The following is a 20,442-nucleotide window of genomic DNA, read 5'->3' on the forward strand; positions in this document are numbered from 1 at the left end:
TGTGGTTAAAAATTATCTGTAATTAGTTTTTGAAGTTCTTTTCGCAATTCGATATTGCTAATCCCCCCTTTTTCAATATCAAAATTAGTGTCAAAACTAGGTAAAGAGAATGTTGCTTTAATGTTTCCCCCATAAAATGGAAAAGCATTCTTAGCAATTCCTAATACACTTGCACCACCTTTGGCACCTGTAGAAGTTGCCATTACAAGCATAGGTTTGTCTTGAAAAACATCTTTTCTAATTCTTGTACACCAATCGAATACATTTTTGAAAGCCGCTGAATAATTACCATTATTTTCGGCAAGAGAAACTACTAAAATAGTAGCGGTAGCAATTTTATCCAAAAACGCCTGTGCAAGAGCATGCTTTCCTATTTCTTTTTCGACATCTATACTAAATAATGGCATCTGGAAATCGTTTAAATCAAGTACTTCCACTTCTGCATTTTCAAATAAATCAGCTGCATAAGCAGCTAATTTTTTATTGATCGAGTTTTTACTAGGGCTTGCGCCAAAAGCTATAATCTTCATAAAAGTTTATTTTTCTTAAATATACTAAAAATAAAATTATGCGGACTCTGTTTTCATACCCACATTGAAATGGAAAGCATTTTTCAGATCAATCTTATTTTTTCTTGATGAAAAAGAGCGACCAAAGGAAGCTCCTTTTTTATCGTAGAAAAAAAGACGGATAGAAAAATCTTGAAGTAAAAAGCTGGAATAGGTCCAAAAAAAAAGTCGAAAGCTATTACTAACTTTCGACTTAATACAGCTATGATTATTGTTTTTATACGTTAAAACGGAAATGCATTACATCACCATCTTTTACGATATATTCTTTTCCTTCTACTTTAAATTTTCCTGCTTCTTTACATTTAGCCTCTGAACCGTACTGTACGAAATCCTCATAAGCAATAACTTCTGCACGGATAAAGCCTTTTTCGAAATCAGTATGAATTACTCCTGCAGCTTGTGGCGCAGTAGATCCAATATTAATTGTCCAAGCACGAACTTCTTTTACTCCTGCGGTAAAATACGTTTGTTGTTTTAGCAATTTATATGCTGCACGAATTAGAACGGATGCACCTGGCTCGCTCAACCCCATGTCTTCAAGAAAAACTTGGCGCTCTTCGTAGCTCTCTAACTCGGTAATATCTGCTTCAGCTCCTACAGAAAGTATAATAACCTCAGCATCTTCATCTTTTACTAATTCGCGAACTTGATCTACATATTTATTTCCGCTTACTGCTGAATTTTCATCTACATTACAAACATATAAAACTGGTTTTGCCGTAATCAGTTGGAAAGATTCCATCAAAACTTCCTCATCATTACCTTGCGGAGTTATTGTACGAGCTGATTTAGCTTGTAACAAAGACTCCCTGATACGATCTAAAAGTGCTTTTTCAGTTTGCGCTTCTTTATTTCCAGTTTTAGCAGCGCGATTTACTTTTTCCAAACGTTTTTCTACCGTTTCTAGATCTTTTAACTGCAACTCGATATCAATCGTTTCCTTGTCACGAATTGGGTTTACATTTCCATCAACGTGAACGATATTATCGTTATCAAAACAACGTAAAACGTGAATAATCGCGTTACACTCTCTAATGTTTCCAAGAAATTGATTTCCTAATCCTTCACCTTTACTAGCTCCTTTTACCAATCCTGCAATATCAACGATATCAACCGTAGCCATTTGAACACGCTCTGGTTTAACTAATTCTTCTAATTTTTCAATTCTTGGATCTGGTACATTTACCACTCCTATATTTGGTTCAATTGTACAAAAAGGAAAATTAGCACTTTGTGCCTTTGCATTTGACAAACAATTAAATAATGTTGATTTTCCAACATTTGGCAACCCTACAATTCCTGCTTTCATACTATTTTAGTTTACAAATAGCAGATGCCTGCTACACGTTTTTTTATAATTACTTTTTAAAGTTTGCAAATATAAGATTTAATAAATGTATGATAGCATATTCAACAAATTAATGCGTGATAAAAATATTTTTATAACATTTTGAAGCACTTTCATACTTTTTTATAAAAATTTATTGATATCATAATTTAAATTACTGATTTTAGAAGAATAGTATTTTTTTTATGAATTAAAATTAATATACTAATATTATGTTAAAAAAATATTATATTGCAGTACTAATTACTGCTAACTAAAACCAAATTCATCAAATTATGAAAAAATTAATTTTACTTCTATTTCTACTAAACGCTTCTTTTCTTTTTGCTCAAAAAGAAATCTCAGGTGTGGTAAAAGACAATACAGGCGCTGCCTTACCAGGTGTAAATATTATTGAAAAAGGAACAACTAACGGAGTTTCAACTGAGTCGAATGGAGCTTACAGAATAAAAGTTAAAGACGGCGCAACTTTAGTTTTTAGCTACGTTGGATTTTCTAACATGGAAAAAGCCGCTACAAGCGCAACTATCAATGTTGTTTTATCTGAAGAAGGCGGACAAGCTTTAAGAGAAGTCCAAATTGTAGGATCAAGAAATACAAAGAGAACTGTTGTAAATTCAGCAGTTCCTATCGATATTATCAGCGTGAAAGATGTCACAACGCAAAGCGGAAAACTAGAAATAAATGAATTACTTCAATATGTTGCTCCTTCATTTAATGCAAACAAACAATCTGGTTCTGATGGTGCGGATCACGTAGATCCAGCATCTTTAAGAGGTTTAGGTCCAGATCAAACTTTAGTTTTAATAAACGGAAAAAGGAGACATCAGTCGTCTCTTATCAATCTTTTTGGAACTCGTGGACGTGGAAATACAGGAACTGATTTAAATGCAATTCCTGCGGCTTCAATCAAAAGAATTGAAATACTTAGAGATGGTGCTGCAGCGCAATATGGTTCTGATGCTATTGCGGGTGTAATCAATATTGTTTTAAATGACAATGTAAACGAACTAACTGGTACTGTAACTTACGGTGCTTTTAACACCAATGCTAAGGGAGATTTTCCAGTAGGAACGGCTAATACTGATGGGTACCGTTTAGACAAAAATGGAAATGGTAATTCATTTGGAAAAAATCAATCTTTTGACGGAGGATCTGTAAAGGTTGCTGCAAATTATGGTATTGCAATTGGTGAAAAAGGCGGTTTTGCAAACTTCACAACTGAATACATCAACAAAAATAAAACACTCCGTCCTGGATTCGATTTCAGAAAAGGATTTGGAGAAGCAGCAATTCAGGGTTTTAACCTTTTTGCGAACATGGCTATCCCTATATCGGACAAAACAGAATTTTACGCCTTTGGAGGAAGAAACTACAGAGATACTGACGCTTACGCATTTACAAGAAATGATGGACCACGTGTTGTAGAATCAATATATCCAGGGGGTTATACTCCTAGAATTACATCAAATATCATCGACAACTCTATGGCGGTAGGATTTAGAACTGAAACTACTGGAGGATGGAAAATTGACATTAGTAACACATTTGGAAAAAACCTTTTTCATTATTATACAAAAGGAACGATCAATGCTTCACTAGAAGGAGCATCTCCAACAGAATTTGATGCTGGTGGTCATAGTTTAAGTCAAAACACTACCAATTTTGATCTTTCTAAAAACTATCCCTCTGTAATGAATGGACTAAACCTTGCTTTTGGAGCAGAGTTTAGAACTGAAAAATTTAACATTTTTGCTGGTGAAGAAGGTTCATATGCAACGTATGACATTAGCAGAAGACCGATTATCGACCCTACCACACAAACAATCCCTTCTATCCCTAATCCGGATTACGACTCTGCAGATCCAGATTCTCCAATCGCTCTTCCAAGACCAGGAGGCTCTCAAGGATTTCCAGGATACAGCCCACTTAATGTTGTAGATAGAAGTAGAACCAATTTATCTTTATACACAGATGCTGAGCTAGATATAACCGAAGCATTTTTAGTAAGTGGAGCCGTTCGTTTTGAAAACTACAGTGATTTTGGTAGCACATTGAATGGTAAATTAGCAATGAGATTAAAAGCGAACAAAAATATCAATTTTAGAGGATCTGTAAGTACTGGTTTCCGTGCGCCATCATTAGCACAAGTATATTACAACTTACGTTTTACGAATTTTAGTTCAGCTGGAGCAACCGAAGTTTTACTTTCGCCAAATAATAGTCCGGTGACGAAATCATTTGGAATAGAAAAATTGAACGAAGAAAAAGCAGTAAATGCCTCTTTAGGATTTACAGCTAATTACGGAGATTTTACAGCTACAATTGACGGATACTTGATTAATGTAAAAGACAGAATTGTATTAACTGGTTATTTTGATGCAACTCCGTTAGGTGTTGGCGTTGATAAAGCACAATTTTTCGTAAATGGTGTTGATACTAAAACTACAGGATTAGACGTAGTATTAGCGTGGAAAAAAACAATCAACGACAGTAAATTTGGGGTAACATTAGTGGGTAACATCAATGACATGAAAATTGACAAAGTAAAAAACGGTAATCTTCCAGCTGGTGCATTTTTTGGAGAGCGCGACAAAGGATTTTTATTAGCATCTGCTCCAAATAACAAATTTGGTTTAAATTTCAACTACAATAGAAAATCTTTTGATGCTGGATTAGCATTTACAAGATTTAGCGAGGTTAAATTACTAGATTATCAGATGGATGAAGATGTTGCGGACTATGGTTCATTTGCAAATCAAGTAAAAGCGGCAACTGATACTTACGGTGCAAAAATAGTAACTGACTTAACATTAGGTTATAAACTTAGTAAGTCAGCTAAAATCACTTTAGGTGCTAATAATTTACTAAATGTTTACCCTGATCAGCAAGACGACTGGGTTGAAGGTGGTGGATATTGGGATGCAGTGCAAATGGGTTTTAGTGGCGCTTACTACTACGCTAGACTTGGTTTTACATTCTAATACTATTTGTAGAAATATATTATTTAAAAAAAAGAGTTGTTGCAAGACAACTCTTTTTTGTTTGCTATTTTCAAACAAACATTTAAAACATAAAAAAACCTGTTTGCATAAGCAAACAGGTTCTATACTAAATCGTAAGCCTAAGCTACTTATTCGTTATGTAAAAATGCTTGTCTGTTTAGCAATGTTTCTTCTGACTCAACGTGATTATCATCAGGAATACAACAATCTACAGGACAAACTGCAGCACATTGTGGTTCGTCATGAAACCCTTTACATTCCGTACATTTCCCAGGAACGATGTAATAAACTTCGTCAGAAATAGGAGTTTGAGCATCGTCAGCGTCCACTTCAGTGCCATCAGGCAAAATTACTTTACCTGTCAGTCTCGTTCCGTCTTTATATCTCCAATCGTCTGCTCCCTCGTATATTGCTGTATTTGGGCACTCTGGTTCACATGCTCCACAATTGATACATTCGTCAGTTATAATTATTGCCATTTTACTATAGTATTTGGTTATTCAAGCTAAAAAAAACTGCAACAAGTCATTTTTGACTTTAAGTCTTTTGACTTTCGGCTTTTTAAAGCTTAATTTTGTGCAAAATTACAATCAAAACTATTCATAAACAAACATTATGACATTAGAAACAAAAAAAAGTGTTTTTGTTGAATTAGGGAAATTTTTAGCGCAATTTTCCGAGAATAACACTTTAAAGAATTCCGCGGTTTTGCATAACGAAACATTTTTTGATGCGTTCGTTGATTTAATTCATTTATCGCAGTCACATAATGGATGGTATACCCCAGAACAAGTGTACTTTTCGATTCAATCGTGGGCAGAAGCACTGACTGATGAAAACTTAAGCCAATGGCTTTCTGAATATGATTTAGAAAAAAACAATTCTAAAAACGTTGCTTTAATTCTTGCAGGAAATATTCCGCTGGTAGGATTTCACGATTTTTTATCGGTATTAATTACTGGAAACAATGTATTAGTTAAGACATCATCTAACGACCAACATTTACTGCCTTTTTTAGCAAAATATATTATCGCTGTTGAGCCTGAATTTGAGAAAAGAATAAAATTTATAGAAGGAAAGCTAGAAAATTTTGATGCAGTAATAGCCACTGGAAGCAACAATACCGCCCGTTATTTTGAATATTATTTTAAGGACAAACCTTCAATCATAAGAAAAAGCAGAAATTCAGTTGCTGTATTGACTGGTAATGAAACTAAGGAACAACTAGCTGCTTTAGGTGAAGATATTTTTAGATATTTTGGTTTAGGATGTCGAAATGTATCTAAACTTTTTGTTCCTAAAGACTATTCTTTTGTTGCTTTTTTCGAAGCCATTTTCGAATATCAGGATGTTATTCATTATGAAAAGTATGCTAATAATTACGATTACAACAAAGCCGTTTTCTTGATGAGCAACTTTAAATTATTAGATAATGGGTTTTTAACACTAAAAGAAGATAAAAGCCACGCCTCTCCTATTTCAAGCGTTTTTTATGAAAATTACGAAACTGTGAGCGAACTTCAAAAGCGACTAGAAGCAGAAAGCGAACAAATACAGTGCATTGTTAGCGATAATTTGATAGAAAACAGCGTAGATTTTGGACAAACTCAAAAACCTGCATTATGGAATTACGCAGATAACATCGATACTATTTCGTTTTTGTTAACAACATAACTAAAAAACGTTAGATTATTGCTAGATATTTAACGTTATTTAAAATTCTATTACCGAAATTTGCCCTTTAATTTTTCGGATATAAACTACACCATGAAAAAACACAACTACAGCGCAGGACCTTGTATTTTACCGCAAGAAGTTTTTGAAAAATCAGCACAAGCAATATTAAATTTTAATGATTCAGGATTATCTATCTTAGAAATTTCGCATAGAAGTAAAGACTTCGTAGCGGTTATGGACGAGGCTAGAGCGCTTGCTATTGAGCTTTTAGGCCTTGAAGGAAAGGGATATAGTGCCTTATTTCTTGCTGGCGGAGCAAGCTTAGAATTCTTAATGGTTCCTTATAACTTAATGAAGGAAAACGGAAAAGCAGCGTACCTTGATACTGGTACGTGGGCTTCTGCAGCAATAAAAGAAGCAAAGTTTTTTGGAGACACAGTTATTGTAGCTTCATCAAAAGATCAAAATTATAACCATATTCCAAAAGGATATACTGTTCCTGCAGATGCAGATTATTTACACTGCACAAGTAACAACACGATTTTTGGGACACAAATGAAGGAATTTCCATCAGTGGATATGCCATTAGTTTGCGACATGAGTTCAGATATATTTTCAAGAGTAATTGACTTTACGCAATTTGACATTATTTACGCAGGTGCACAAAAAAATATGGGACCAGCAGGAACGACTTTAGTTATTATCAAAGACGAAATTCTTGGTAAAAACGGAAGAGCAATTCCAAGTATGTTAGATTACGCTAAACATATTAAAGCAGAAAGTATGTTTAATACTCCACCTGTTTTTCCAGTTTATGCGTCTTTATTGACGTTACAATGGTTGAAAAATCTTGGTGGTATAGCAGCAGTTGAAAAAATAAACAATGCAAAAGCAGCTTTGTTATATGCTGAAATAGACAGAAATCCATTATTTAAAGGAGCTGCGGCTGTTAAAGACCGTTCTAACATGAATGCTACTTTCTTGTTGAATGATGAAGCTCATGCAGCAACATTTGACGCCATGTGGAAAGCAGCAGGAATCTCTGGATTGCCAGGACACCGCTCTGTAGGTGGTTACAGAGCTTCTATGTACAATGCACTTCCTATTGAAAGCGTACAAGTATTAGTTGACGTAATGAAAGAATTAGAGTCTAAAATATAGTCTCTCTAACGAAGGAGGAATTTAGGAATACAAAAAACATTTTTTACAAGGGATTCTAGCCCCGATAGTAGTGAAAATCCTTTTTATGAGCCTTTTCGGCGACTAAAAAGATTGCAACAAATAGCGGGAAATAGCTCCTGAAAAATAATAAAAATTAACTTTGAGAACTGAAGGTCTTCTTTTCTCGCAATGATAAAAATAATGAAAGTATTAGCCAATGACGGAATTTCGAAAAGTGGAATTCTAGCTTTAGAAAGAGGTGGTTTTGAAGTAATTACTACAAAAGTAGCACAAGAACAAGTAGCTAACTTTGTAAACGAAAATAACGTGGATGTAGTTTTAGTGCGAAGTGCCACTAAAGTTCGTCAAGATATTATTGATGCTTGTCCTGGATTAAAAATCATAGGTCGCGGTGGTGTAGGAATGGATAATATTGATGTGGATTATGCTAAAAGCAAAGGAATTCATGTGATAAATACGCCGGCTTCATCATCAGAATCAGTAGCGGAATTAGTTTTTGCTCACTTATTTTCAGGTGTTCGTTTCTTGCATGATTCTAACAGAAATATGCCTCTTGAAGGAGATACGAATTTTGATGGTTTGAAAAAAGCTTATGCAAACGGAATTGAATTAAGAGGAAAAACACTTGGTATAGTAGGAATTGGACGTATAGGTCAAGCTACTGCTAAAATGGCGCTAGGTTTAGGTATGAAAGTTATCGCTGCGGATAGTTTTATTCCGCAAGTAGATATTAAAGTTGAGTTTTTTGACGGTCAATCAGTAACTACAACCATAGTTTCACAATCATTAGAATCTTTATTTAAAGAAGCTGATTTTATCACTTTGCACGTTCCTGCTCAAGATGGTTACATCATAGGCGAAAAGGAATTAGCAATAATGAAAGACGGCGTAGGTATTGTAAACTGTGCTCGTGGTGGCGTAATTGACGAAGTTGCATTAGTAAAAGCATTAGATAGCGGAAAAGTTTTATTTGCTGGATTAGATGTTTTTGAAAGTGAACCAAAACCTGAAATGACAATATTAATGCATCATAAAATCTCGTTGACACCTCATATTGGTGCTGCAACAGGAGAAGCGCAAGACAGAATTGGTACTGAATTAGCTTCGCAAATAATCAGTTTGCTGAAATAATTTTTTCAATAAAGAGTAAAAAAGGATTTATTAACTAGCTTAATAAATTCTTTTTTTTGCTTAAATTTGAGTCTAATCTAATCTAAAATCTCATGTTTGAACAATTAACTCAATTAGTACAACAATTTGGAAATGATGCAGTTGTAAGAAACGACGCTATTCCGAATGAACAAAACGAAGCAGTAATGAATGAAGCGAGTAGCTCTATTCTTTCTGGCCTACAAAAAATGGTTTCAGAAGGTGGTGTAGAACAGCTTGCTGGTTTATTCAACGGAAATAATGCTACAAATACTTCTAATCCCGCAGTTCAACAACTTACGGAGCAACTTACAGGTAATCTTGGTTCTAAATTTGGATTAAGTAACGAAGTAGCTTCTGGCGTTGCTGCCGGTATGATTCCTAAAATTTTAGGTTCGTTGATAGGAAAAGCTAAAGATCCGAACGATTCTAGCTTTAACATTACAGATTTAGTAAGCGCTATTTCTGGAGGTGGTCAAAATTCAGGTATAATGGATGCTATTTCAAAATATGGTGGGCAATTTGGTTTAGACCAAAATGCAGATGGAAAAGTAGATATGTCAGACGCTATAGATGCGGTTACAAAAAACAGTGGCGGCGTAGGAGGTCTATTAGGTAAACTTTTTGGAAAATAAAATCGCAACATATTAAATTATAGGAAGTCATTTATTAAAAGTAAGTGACTTTTTTTATTCGAAGAAAACTAGTAATCAGTCCTTTATTATCCTTAACTTTAATGCTATAATTCTACTCATTATGAAAAATAGTATTTATTTAATAGCCATTATCTGTTGTATTCTAATAGGTTGTACAACTTCTAAGTCTACTACGGTTGACAAACAAAAGCCAACAGGTGTGAAAAGCGATACGATCAGAATCGCTAATGATAAGTTAGAATATGAAGTTATAATAATTGATCCTGGTTTTAGTTCTTGGCTTATTTCTAATGCTCATCCTCGCAACTACCATTCACAAAGTTATTTAGAAAGTAAGAATCAAATATGGATCAGCGAATGGAACAGTAGAGTATTACAACCGACGCGCTATAATCCTAATTTATATCAAATGACTATCGACTACAATCCTTCTATTGACTATGGTTACGAAGTGAATTATTTGATCTATAATTATTTAGTTTATTTTCAAAATACCTATAAACAAAAGCTTTTTGGTTACGTTCCCTTAAGATAAACTTCTTATATTTGTAATCATTATAAATAAAGATGAACAAGTTAAAGAAACGTTGGGGTATTGAAACAAATTACCAACTTACAATTATATTTATTGTTTTTGCAATTACAGGATCGGCATCAGCTTGGCTCTCAAAACCTTTTTGTATTTGGCTTGGAATCACAAAAGAAGACATTGGAATCTGGTTTACTCCCGTTCGTTTAATTTTGATTTTCCCAATATACCAAGTGCTTTTAGTCACAATTGGACTGCTATTTGGGCAGTTTAAATTCTTTTGGGCTTTCGAAAAAAAGATGCTAAAACGTATGGGTTTAGGATTTCTCTTTAAAGCATAAAAAACGCCCAGATTACTGAGCGTTTTGTTTTTTTATTAAATAAGTATAAATCCAAGTTAAGGTAAACGTAGGAATAAAATCTGTAAAAGGTAAAATTTCTTCCAAGAAAGCAATTGTTCCTCCCACCTTCCCTATCGTTCCTTTATACATCCATGTCATTAGAAATCCTGCTAGAGGTGCCCAAATTACATCTGAGAATTCCCCAATAAAAGGAACCGTAAAGGATAGCATTCCAATCGCATCAAATAGAATCCCCAGAACTAGATCTCTGGTTTTATTATTTACTGTAACGATTTGTGCTTGTTCTTCCATGTTATTTTTTTAATTTACAGAATAATAACAAATCTAATGCCAGTTATTTTTTAAGCTTATCTTGATACATTTTCTTCAGTTTATCAATTTTAGGCGTTATAACATAACTGCAGTATCCTTGCGTTTTGTTCTGATTGTAATAGTTCTGGTGATAATCTTCTGCTTCATAAAAAGTAGACGCTCCAGAAATTTTTGTTACAATTGGTTTTCCAAAAGTATTTTCGGTAGTCATTAAAGCAATATAATCTTCTGATAATTGTTTTTGTGCAGCATTATGATAGAATATCTCGCTGCGGTATTGTGTGCCTACATCATTTCCTTGACGGTTTAAAGTCGTGGGATCGTGTGTTGCAAAAAATATTTCTAGCAACTCTCCAAAACTTATTTTTGTAGGATCAAAAGTAATTTCGATCGCTTCAGCATGACCAGTATCGCCATTGCTAATTTCCTTATAAGTAGGATTTATTGTTTTGCCACCAATATATCCAGAAACTACACTTTTTACTCCATTCAATTCTAAAAAAACTGCTTCCGTACACCAGAAACATCCTCCTGCAAAAGTCGCTACTTCTAATCCTTCTCTTATTTCCATACTATTTGTTTCTGTACTTTTGGGTACTTTAATATTTTTGTCTTTAGCACAAAATGAAAAAGGCAATAGTGCTAAAAAAATTCCAATTATCTTTTTCATATTTCGTGTTTTATACCAAAATTAAAGATTAAACCGAAGCTACTACTCTCTGTTAACTAAAGTTTATAAGTTGTTAGAGGAAAATAAAAGGCGATCCAATTCATAATTATTAAAATCTTTGTTTCTTTGTGAAAATAGTTTTAAAAATGATACATACTAAAAATCTACATAAATATTACGATCAACTACATGTTTTAAAAGGAGTTGATTTACATATTCAAAAAGGAGAGATTGTTTCCATTGTGGGAGCTTCAGGTGCAGGAAAAACTACACTTTTACAAATCCTTGGGACTTTAGATAAACCTTCTGTGGAAAATGGAATAGAATTACGAATCAACAATGAAGATATTCTGACTATGAATGACAAAACATTATCTAAATTCAGAAATTTGAATTTAGGTTTTATCTTCCAGTTTCATCAGTTACTTCCTGAATTTACAGCTTTAGAAAATGTCTGTATTCCGGCATTTATCGCTAACAAACCCAAACAAGAAACCGAAATAGAAGCCAAAAAATTATTAGATTACCTTGGGCTTTCGCATCGAATTAATCATAAACCTAATGAATTATCTGGTGGAGAACAACAGCGTGTAGCAGTAGCCAGAGCATTAATTAATAAACCGGCTATCATTTTTGCTGATGAGCCATCTGGGAATTTAGACACTGCTTCTGCAGAAAATTTGCACCAACTTTTTTTCAAATTAAGAGACGAATTAGGTCAGACTTTTGTGATTGTGACTCACAATGAAGAATTAGCTAATATGGCTGACAGAAAATTGGTTATGGTTGATGGACAAATTAGTAATTAGGAGCTTTTTTTAGTTTTATTCTAAAGTAAAACTATGAACTGCTCGCGTAAATTTCATTTCATTAATGACTCAATCAGAACTCAAAGATTTTCTTGACGAAAAAGTTATTCAATACAATACATTTGATTTTATAGAAAGTGATCCCGTGCAAATTCCGCATTTATTTTCACAAAAAGAAGATATTGAAATTGCAGGTTTTCTAAGCGCAACTATTGCTTGGGGAAACCGTAAAATGATCATAAAAAACTCGCATCGCATGATGGATTTAATGGGAAATGCTCCTTACGATTTTGTTATGTCACATACTGAAAATGATTTAGAGACTTTAGAATCTTTTGTACATAGAACTTTCAACGGTGGTGATTTTTCCACTTTTATTAGAAGTTTAAAGCACATTTACCAAAATCATGGTGGACTAGAAAATGTTTTCAATAAACATCAAGAAGCAGGTTCTATGCAAAAAAGCATTCATGAACTCAAAAAGTTATTTTTTGAAATTCCACATCAAAAGAGGAGTCAAAAACATATTTCGGACCCGCTAAATAATTCCGCAGCGAAACGAATCAACATGTACCTTCGATGGATGATTCGACAAGATAATAAGGGCGTAGATTTAGGAATATGGAAAGACATTCCACCATCGGCATTATCATGCCCATTAGATGTGCATTCGGGAAATGTAGCACGAAAATTAGGGCTATTGACTCGAAAACAAAATGACGGTAAAGCACTTGTAGAATTAGACTTACAACTTCGAAAACTAGATGCAAATGATCCTGTTAAGTATGATTTTGCTTTATTTGGATTAGGCGTTTTCGAGGGTTTTTAGCCTACTTTCTACTAATTTAACATTTTTCAGAAATATAATATCTATCTTTGTAAAGTATATAAAAATACGATAGTCCCCACTATTTTATTTGCAAGACATACCATATTTTAATCATATTTAAATTAACAGAAACATGAAAGCCTACTTATCTGTTTTGCTGCAAAATTGCGTTTCACAATATACCTGTTTTCAATCTCAATCCTATTTCTTTAACGCTAACTCAAAAAGTTCCATTCATCTATTTAAACCGCAGGATGATTTAACTGCTCGTGATTCCGTTAGCACTATTTGTAATCAATCACCTCTTAACTTTAAGAAAGTATTTTTTGATTTTAAAACTAACTTTCGATTTAGAGAATTTATTCCTATACCACTTTTGTAAAGAACAAATTCACTAATTAATCAGGAAAAAGAAACCTTATTAATTCACTCGGCTGTATGTTTACGATCATACGATGAGAAGAAGTCTTCTTCTTAAATGGAATAAATAATTCTAAATTAAATAAAGTAGATATTGAATGTTTTAGAAAAAAGATATTTCGTAAAATCAACAAATTACTGTAGAAGTATTTACCATTCGACAAAATCTTTAAAAATATAATTCATTTGCTAACGCAAAAAAACAATACAAATCTAATATGGAACTTGCTAAAAAAATTGTACTCGCTGAAGACAATTCAATGCTTTCAACTTTACTTAAATTCAAATTAGAAAAAGAAGGATATTCTCTCTTTATAGCTGAAAACGGAAAAGAAACTATTGAATTAATTGAAGAGCACAATCCACAATTAATTCTAACGGATATTATGATGCCTTTTATCAGTGGATTAGAAGTGATTAGTCACGTAAGAAATATATTAAAATTACAAACACCTATTGTTGTATTTTCGGCTGCTGGACAAGAAAAAATAGTTTTAAAAGCATTTGATCTTGGCGCGACTGACTTTATGAGTAAACCCTTAAGTCCAAATGAACTTTTGGTCAGAGTCAAGCGATTACTTCGTTAAAATCAAAATGAATCACCACTACCTTTCAATATGAATTCCTATCAATATTTAATTGATTATCTTAATAACTCTCCACTTATAATTGAGCTTGTATGGAGCATAAGTAGTGTGTTTTTTATACTTCTTATAACTCTGATTATTTATTTAAAATACTTGAGAGGATCCTTAAGAAAAAAAGAAAGGCTAACTGCTGCATACGAGAAAGAATATGAATCTAATCTTATCAATTACTTATATTCGGGAAATGAAGTCGATGAAATAAGTTTAGAACAACAAGCAATTATAGATCAGTTTAACGAGGATTCAAAAGATCCTTTTAAAAGAAAAATTTTAATTTCAGTTTTGGTGAAATTAAAAAATGAAATTTCAGGTGATATAGCTGACTCGGTTCAAAAACTTTATTTTCAAACTAAACTTGTACATTATGCCTTATCTAGATTAAGTCACAAAAAATGGTATGTTATTGCAAAAGGAATTCGAGAATTAAAGAAGTTTCACGTAAAGGAAGCTTACAAAGAAGTGCTTATTCATATTAACCATCCCAGAAGAGAGGTTCGAAAAGAAATGCAACTATACATGGTTGATTTATTTTATTTTGAAGGTCTTGATTTTTTGAATTTATTAGAAACTCAACTTTCTGAGTGGGATCAGATTCAGTTATTAGGAATACTGCAAAAACTAGAAAATCAGGATATTCCTAATATTAAGTCGTGGTTGAATTCCTCTAACGACTCCGTAATTATTTTTGCTCTTAAATTAGCGAAGACATACAATCAATTTGAAGCAAAAGATGAAATTACAATACTCTTAAACCACAGTACTAAAAAAATAAGATTAGAAACAATCGATGTCTTAAGTTATTTAAATGTATTAGAAGCTAAAGAAATTTTGAAAGCTGATATAGAAAACCGCAGTCATGAAGAACAAATTGCTTTTTTTAAAATGATGGAAAACTTATATGAAAGTAAAGACGAATCCTTTCTTGTCAAATATGTACATAATGAAATTTTTGAAATAAAAGTTTCAGCTTTAAAAATTATTAAAGCTCTCAATAAAGACAAATTCAACAATCTTATAGCTGAATCTTCTGATTATCAGTTTTTAAGAATCGCTAATTTCGTAGAAAAAAATTAGCTATGGGAGATTATGCGATATATATTACACTTGAAATTTTTCAGTATTTATTTATACTTTATGGTGTTGCTGCTATTGCTTCTTATCTTGTCCTCTCCGTTGTTTCTGCAATAGAAACTATAGAGTACAAGCGCAAAAATAGTTATGTTAATTATAAAGAAATAATGTCTTCTAACAATTCACCAACCATATCGATTATTGCCCCTGCATATAATGAGAGTTTGAATATTGTTGAAAACGTGCGTTCCTTATTGTCCAATCACTATGTAAATTACGATGTAATTATTGTAAATGATGGCAGTAAAGATGATAGCTTAGAAAAGCTAATTGAAGTCTATCATCTAGTGGAAGTTGATTATCTTATAAACGAGCAAATTCCAACCAAGCCTCTTAGAAAAGGAATATACAAATCAACAAACCCAGCATTTGAGAAACTAATTATTGTAGACAAGGAAAATGGAGGAAAAGCTGATGCTTTGAATATGGGGCTTAACATTAGTAACAGCGAATATGTAGCTTGCATAGATGTTGATTGCTTATTATTAGAAGATTCTCTACAAAAAATGGTAAAACCATTTCTAGAAGTAACTGATAGAAAAGTTATCGCTGCAGGAGGAGTTATCAGAATTTCAAACTCTTGTATTGTAAAAGAAGGGAAATTACACGACGTAAATTTTCCTAAAAAACTACTTGAACAAGGGCAAATACTCGAATACATACGAGCTTTCTTACTTGGAAGAATGGCTTGGAGCAGACTCAATGGTTTACTTGTGATCTCTGGAGCTTTTGGGTTATTTGATAAAAAAATCGCTATCAAAGTTGGTGGTTATGACAAGGACACTGTAGGTGAAGATATGGAACTCGTGGTAAGAATGAGAGGCTATATGGAGGAGCAGAAGAGAACTTATAAAGTAGCCTATATTCCAGATCCTCTATGCTGGACCGAAGCACCAGATAGCTATAAAATTTTTATTTCTCAAAGAAACCGATGGACCCGTGGAACGATTGAAACCTTAAAAAAACATCGAAAAATTGGCTTTAATCCAAAATATAATGTACTAGGCCTGATCAGTTATCCGTATTGGTTCTTTTTCGAAAGATTGGCTCCAATTGTTGAATTTGTTGGCATCATTTATTTTGCTGTATTGATCGCCACAAATAAAATTAGATGGGACTACGCTTTTGGATTTATTATTTTAGCTTATTTATTTACAGTTATATTTTCTTTAATCGCAATTATTACTGAAGAGTTAACCTATCATCAATATAAAAAGAAAGGCACTGGAATTCACTTAATCACGATTGCTTTTTTAGAACCTTTTGTTAACCATCCTTTTGTATTATATGCAGCAATTAGAGGAAATATTGATTACTATTTTAACAAAAAGAAAAAGTGGGGAGAAATGACCAGAAAAGGAATGAAAAAAGCATAAAATTAGAGCTAAATGAACCTGAAATTTAATTATAAAAATAATCTAGAGTATTTATACGCAACAATTTCGTTGATCGTACTATTTTGCTTATTGAGTTTGATTGAAATTTTCAAAAATTTTGGAATACAGTTGTTCGCCTTTAAATTAGTAAATGACGTTTTTACTGGATTAGTAATTGGACTTATATTTTTCCCAATTTATCTTTTTTTAAAACTCGTAAAAAGTAGTTTAGGAATCATTGTTATCAGAATTTTGTTCTCCATAATAGTACTTATGCAATTGGGATTGATTGGCTACAGTCTAACCACTCACATCAATCTAGGTGCTGATCTTTTGGGCTACTCATTGAGCGACATGTACACTACCGTAACGGCATCTTTATCAATATCTTTCATTACATTTTTACCCTTTATAATTCTACCCCTTTTTTATTTTGGATTAATAAAGTTATTTCATTCATTTGGACACAAACTTAATTCCAAGATTTTACTATTAATTTTACTCGTGTTTGGAAGTCTGAATTTAATAATTGCTGGAAGTAGCAAACCAACTGCTCAAAATAAAATAAATTTCTTGTTAAGTGATATCATACGCGCCAAGAATGAAAAAGCTTTAGCCTCTCAAGGAAATATAACTTTTAAGAAGGAATATCCGTTGGAAGAAGCTTCAGAAAACAGCAAAGATGTGTTAGCGCCTTTTTTTGACGTTAAGAATGAAAAGCCCAATATTGTATTTATTATTGTTGAAGGCCTAGGTAGGGACTTTACAGATAATGGTGAATATAGCGGTTTCACTCCTTATTTAGATTCCCTGACTAAGAAATCACTTTATTGGAAAAATTTTGTCAGCAATGCGGGAAGAACATTTGGTGCCTTACCATCACTAATGGGGTCTTTACCTTTTGGTGAAAATGGATTTATGGAAATAAATCCAATTCCTAAACACAATTCCTTAATTAGTATCCTAAAATCGAATGGCTACGCCGCAAATTATTACTGTGGTGATGAATCATCATTTGACAGAAAAAGCAATTTCTTAGAATATAATGGTATCGACAAAATTATAGATATCAATAAATTTGGACCTGGATATGTAATGACCAAAGCAAATTCTGGTGGATTTTCTTGGGGTTATCCAGATGCCGAAATATACCGCAAAACCTTATCGGAATTGAAGGATACTAAACAACCGAGATTGGACATTATAATGACTCTCACGAATCACGAACCATTTGATTTCCCTTCAAAAAAAGAGTATTTGACAAAAGTGGAGCAAATGATAAATACAAAATCTACCTCTGAAAAAGATAAGCTAAAGGATTACAAAGACATATTTGCCTGCTTACTTTATACTGATAATTCTATCCAAAACTTTATGGAAGCTTATTCTAAAAGAGCGGATTACAACAATACTATTTTTATAATTACGGGAGATCACAGATTAATTCCAGTACCTCAAAAAGATAATCTATCGCGTTTTCATGTTCCGTTATACATATACAGTCCGATGCTGAAGAAAACAGCAATATTCAAATCTATTTCTGCACATAGCGATGTAACGCCGAGTTTAGTTTCATTTTTGACGAACAATTATAAATTCAACAAAATAGAAAAAACAACCTGGCTTGCTAAAGGACTTGACACAGCAAGAACCTTTAGAAATGTAAATACTATTCCATTGATGCGGTATAAAGGAAGTATAAATGATTATATCTACAAGGAGTATTTTTATTCTGATGGGAATATGTTTAAAATTGATGAAAATTTCAATGTCAATGAAACTGGTGATGATATGAGAGAAACAGTCAACAGCTCATTTAATGATTTTAAAAGACTAAATTCTTATTTGACTACCAAAGACAAAATTACTAACATTACATCTAGTTTCAAGAAACCAGTTTATGACTTTACTAATGAAGAGCGTTCGACTATTAAAAAACTAACCAAAGGATTAGATCGAGATCAGATTTTCTTTTTAGCAAGAGATTTGGCATTCAAAAAAGAGCGTAAAACAGCACAGTTATTATGTAATTACATTTTAAATGATCTTCCTAATTATGGAGATGTAAGAACCCTAAAAGGCCGTGTCTTAGCTTGGGATGGCGATTATAAGAATGCCGAAAAAGAACTACTAGAAGTAATAGACAGAACTCCTTTCTATGGAGATTCATACTTGGCTATAATGGATGTTTATTGGTGGTCTGGCCAAAATAAAAAAGGAGTCGCAATAGGAAAGAAAGCATTAGGCAATCAAATAAACAATCCCGAATTAGGATATAAATTGGCGCAAGCCTACAAAAGAATGAATAATAATTCCGCTTCAAAGAAAACCATTGATAGTCTTTTAGTACTATATCCTGAAAATAAAGAATACTCAACTTTAAAAAAATCTTTAAAATAATGATTACAAAAATAATTACAAAACTGACTTTTTTAATCGTACTCTTTGGTTCCATTCAAATGCAAGGCCAAGAAAAGGTATATAATGGAAACCCTGACACTTCATTTGAGACTGCTCGAAATTTAGCTTTCAATCAGCAGCGCAAAGCGGCACAAGATACATTGATCAATATCTTGTCTAAATATCCTAATTATAATGAAATACGCTCGTTTCTAGCTACGACTTATTCATGGGACGGTGACTACAAAAAAGCAAGAAAAACATTTGCTGTTGTTTTAGAAAAAGATTCAAGAAGTCAAGACACTTGGATTGCTGCAATAAAAAATGAACTATGGGCCGATTTACCATATGCAGCATTAGAAATGACAAATAATGCTTTGAAAAAATTTCCTCATAACGCTGAATTTCTTTATTTAAAAGCAAGCGCAGAAGAAAGTACTAACAATCCGTTAGATACGTTAAGTACCATTCAATCCATTTTAAATCAAAATCCAGACGATCAAAAAGCTCAAGATTATAAGAAAAGTCTAAACACATTACTTCGAAAAAACTCAATTGGTATTAATGCTTCCGTTGATTTGTATTCTTCCGTTTTTGATCCAATGCAATATTATTCTATTAAATATAGCCGCCAAACAAAATACGGAAGTATTACTCCTAAGCTAAATTTAAACAGACGCTTTAATGAAAATGGAGCTCAGTTTGAAGTAGATTTATACCCTAAAATTAGGAAAGGATTGTATGCTTATGTAAATGTTGGAGTCGCTAATTCATTTTTATTTCCAGATGTAAAATATGGAGCTGAGTTATTCCAGTCTTTACCAAAAAGCTTTGAAGTGTCGGCTGGATTTAGAACTTTGAAATACTCATCAACCACAAATATTTACACTGGTTCAATAGGTTGGTATAGTGGTAATAGTTATTGGTCTTTCCGCCCTTATTTTACTCCGGGAGAAACTGGAACGAGTACATCAGGAACCTTGACCTATAGAAAATATCGCAGTGATGCCGATAATTATTTAGGTATTTCAGTTGGTATGGGATTCTCTCCGGAGTTCAATCAGTTTGCCTTTAGTGCAACCGATCCAGCAATTGTAAACCTTGAATCTCAAAAATTTAATATTGGATATTATTTTACTACTGCAAACAAGCAAAATGCCTGGGGAGTACAAATGGGTGTTGCACATCAAGAAATAATTTTTGACCAAGGAAATTTCTTTTGGATTTATTCTCTTGCCTTATCTTGGGACCTAAAATTCAAATAATAACCGATGAGATTTACATATTTTAAACAGTTATAATTTTATTAATGCACTAAGATTGTTGAATTTTTAATTATCGAATAATCAAATTCATTAGTACTGAAAA

The 20,442-nt window shown here is 32.8% G+C and carries 19 protein-coding genes; 14 read left to right on the forward strand and 5 right to left on the reverse strand.

Annotation, left to right across the window (positions count from 1 at the left end; genetic code table 11):
- Nucleotides 1-5: 5 nt before the first annotated feature.
- Both LNP27_RS13385 and ychF read right to left on the reverse strand, forming a co-directional pair.
- The gene (locus tag LNP27_RS13385; RefSeq protein WP_229942145.1) at nt 6-530 is read right to left on the reverse strand and encodes an NADPH-dependent FMN reductase; all 525 of its coding nucleotides are present in this window, start codon (nt 528-530) and stop codon (nt 6-8) included.
- A 256-nt stretch (nt 531-786) separates the two neighbouring features.
- Entirely contained in the window at nt 787-1,881 is a 1,095-nt protein-coding gene (ychF, locus tag LNP27_RS13390) for a redox-regulated ATPase YchF (protein WP_229942146.1), read from the reverse strand.
- A gap of 314 nt (nt 1,882-2,195) precedes the next feature.
- Here ychF and LNP27_RS13395 point away from each other — a divergent pair, with 314 nt between their 5' ends.
- Entirely contained in the window at nt 2,196-4,904 is a 2,709-nt protein-coding gene (locus LNP27_RS13395; RefSeq protein WP_229942147.1) for a TonB-dependent receptor, read from the forward strand.
- 149 nt (nt 4,905-5,053) lie between these two features.
- On the opposite strand, the gene LNP27_RS13400 is transcribed toward LNP27_RS13395, so the two are convergent.
- A complete protein-coding gene (locus LNP27_RS13400) occupies nt 5,054-5,404 on the reverse strand; it encodes a 4Fe-4S dicluster domain-containing protein (RefSeq protein WP_229942148.1) in 351 nt (116 codons plus the stop codon).
- Between the two features lie 136 nt (nt 5,405-5,540).
- Here LNP27_RS13400 and LNP27_RS13405 point away from each other — a divergent pair, with 136 nt between their 5' ends.
- The 6 genes from LNP27_RS13405 (at nt 5,541) to LNP27_RS13430 (ending at nt 10,459) form a co-directional block, all read left to right on the forward strand.
- On the forward strand, nt 5,541-6,599 hold the full coding sequence (locus tag LNP27_RS13405) for an acyl-CoA reductase (protein WP_229942149.1): 1,059 nt from the start codon (nt 5,541-5,543) through the stop codon (nt 6,597-6,599).
- Nucleotides 6,600-6,692: 93 nt separating this feature from the next.
- A complete protein-coding gene (gene serC, locus LNP27_RS13410; RefSeq protein WP_229942150.1) occupies nt 6,693-7,763 on the forward strand; it encodes a 3-phosphoserine/phosphohydroxythreonine transaminase in 1,071 nt (356 codons plus the stop codon).
- 201 nt (nt 7,764-7,964) lie between these two features.
- A complete protein-coding gene (locus LNP27_RS13415; RefSeq protein WP_229942151.1) occupies nt 7,965-8,915 on the forward strand; it encodes a D-2-hydroxyacid dehydrogenase in 951 nt (316 codons plus the stop codon).
- Nucleotides 8,916-9,007: 92 nt separating this feature from the next.
- Nucleotides 9,008-9,568 carry a DUF937 domain-containing protein gene (locus LNP27_RS13420; protein WP_229942152.1) on the forward strand — a complete coding sequence of 187 codons (561 nt, stop codon included), beginning with the start codon at nt 9,008-9,010 and terminating at the stop codon, nt 9,566-9,568.
- 121 nt (nt 9,569-9,689) lie between these two features.
- Nucleotides 9,690-10,124, forward strand: a complete 435-nt coding sequence (locus LNP27_RS13425) for a DUF6146 family protein (protein WP_229942153.1) — start codon at nt 9,690-9,692, stop codon at nt 10,122-10,124.
- A gap of 32 nt (nt 10,125-10,156) precedes the next feature.
- Nucleotides 10,157-10,459, forward strand: coding sequence for a DUF6787 family protein (locus tag LNP27_RS13430; protein ID WP_229942154.1), 303 nt, complete (start codon nt 10,157-10,159; stop codon nt 10,457-10,459).
- Between the two features lie 12 nt (nt 10,460-10,471).
- Here LNP27_RS13430 and LNP27_RS13435 read toward each other — a convergent pair whose 3' ends face one another.
- Nucleotides 10,472-10,771 carry a hypothetical protein gene (locus tag LNP27_RS13435; protein ID WP_229942155.1) on the reverse strand — a complete coding sequence of 100 codons (300 nt, stop codon included), beginning with the start codon at nt 10,769-10,771 and terminating at the stop codon, nt 10,472-10,474.
- 43 nt (nt 10,772-10,814) lie between these two features.
- Entirely contained in the window at nt 10,815-11,363 is a 549-nt protein-coding gene (gene msrA, locus LNP27_RS13440; RefSeq protein ID WP_229944073.1) for a peptide-methionine (S)-S-oxide reductase MsrA, read from the reverse strand.
- 245 nt (nt 11,364-11,608) lie between these two features.
- Between msrA and LNP27_RS13445 the strand changes: the two genes are divergently transcribed.
- From LNP27_RS13445 to LNP27_RS13475, 7 genes are all read left to right on the forward strand, one after another.
- Entirely contained in the window at nt 11,609-12,271 is a 663-nt protein-coding gene (locus LNP27_RS13445) for an ABC transporter ATP-binding protein (protein WP_229942156.1), read from the forward strand.
- Nucleotides 12,272-12,335: 64 nt separating this feature from the next.
- The gene (locus tag LNP27_RS13450; RefSeq protein WP_229942157.1) at nt 12,336-13,100 is read left to right on the forward strand and encodes a TIGR02757 family protein; all 765 of its coding nucleotides are present in this window, start codon (nt 12,336-12,338) and stop codon (nt 13,098-13,100) included.
- Between the two features lie 638 nt (nt 13,101-13,738).
- Complete coding sequence (locus tag LNP27_RS13455) at nt 13,739-14,107, forward strand: response regulator transcription factor (RefSeq protein WP_229942158.1); 369 nt, start codon at nt 13,739-13,741, stop codon at nt 14,105-14,107.
- Nucleotides 14,108-14,260: 153 nt separating this feature from the next.
- Nucleotides 14,261-15,241 (forward strand): HEAT repeat domain-containing protein, encoded by a 981-nt coding sequence (locus LNP27_RS13460; protein WP_229942159.1) that lies wholly within the window; start codon nt 14,261-14,263, stop codon nt 15,239-15,241.
- A gap of 2 nt (nt 15,242-15,243) precedes the next feature.
- Complete coding sequence (locus LNP27_RS13465) at nt 15,244-16,674, forward strand: glycosyltransferase family 2 protein (protein ID WP_229942160.1); 1,431 nt, start codon at nt 15,244-15,246, stop codon at nt 16,672-16,674.
- 12 nt (nt 16,675-16,686) lie between these two features.
- On the forward strand, nt 16,687-19,074 hold the full coding sequence (locus LNP27_RS13470) for an LTA synthase family protein (RefSeq protein ID WP_229942161.1): 2,388 nt from the start codon (nt 16,687-16,689) through the stop codon (nt 19,072-19,074).
- Complete coding sequence (locus LNP27_RS13475; RefSeq protein WP_229942162.1) at nt 19,074-20,339, forward strand: YaiO family outer membrane beta-barrel protein; 1,266 nt, start codon at nt 19,074-19,076, stop codon at nt 20,337-20,339. The genes LNP27_RS13470 and LNP27_RS13475 overlap by 1 nt, the downstream gene beginning before the upstream one ends.
- The last annotated feature ends 103 nt before the right edge of the window (nt 20,340-20,442 follow it).

Origin of the sequence: Flavobacterium galactosidilyticum, assembly GCF_020911945.1 — a bacterium.
Lineage (GTDB): Bacteria > Bacteroidota > Bacteroidia > Flavobacteriales > Flavobacteriaceae > Flavobacterium > Flavobacterium galactosidilyticum.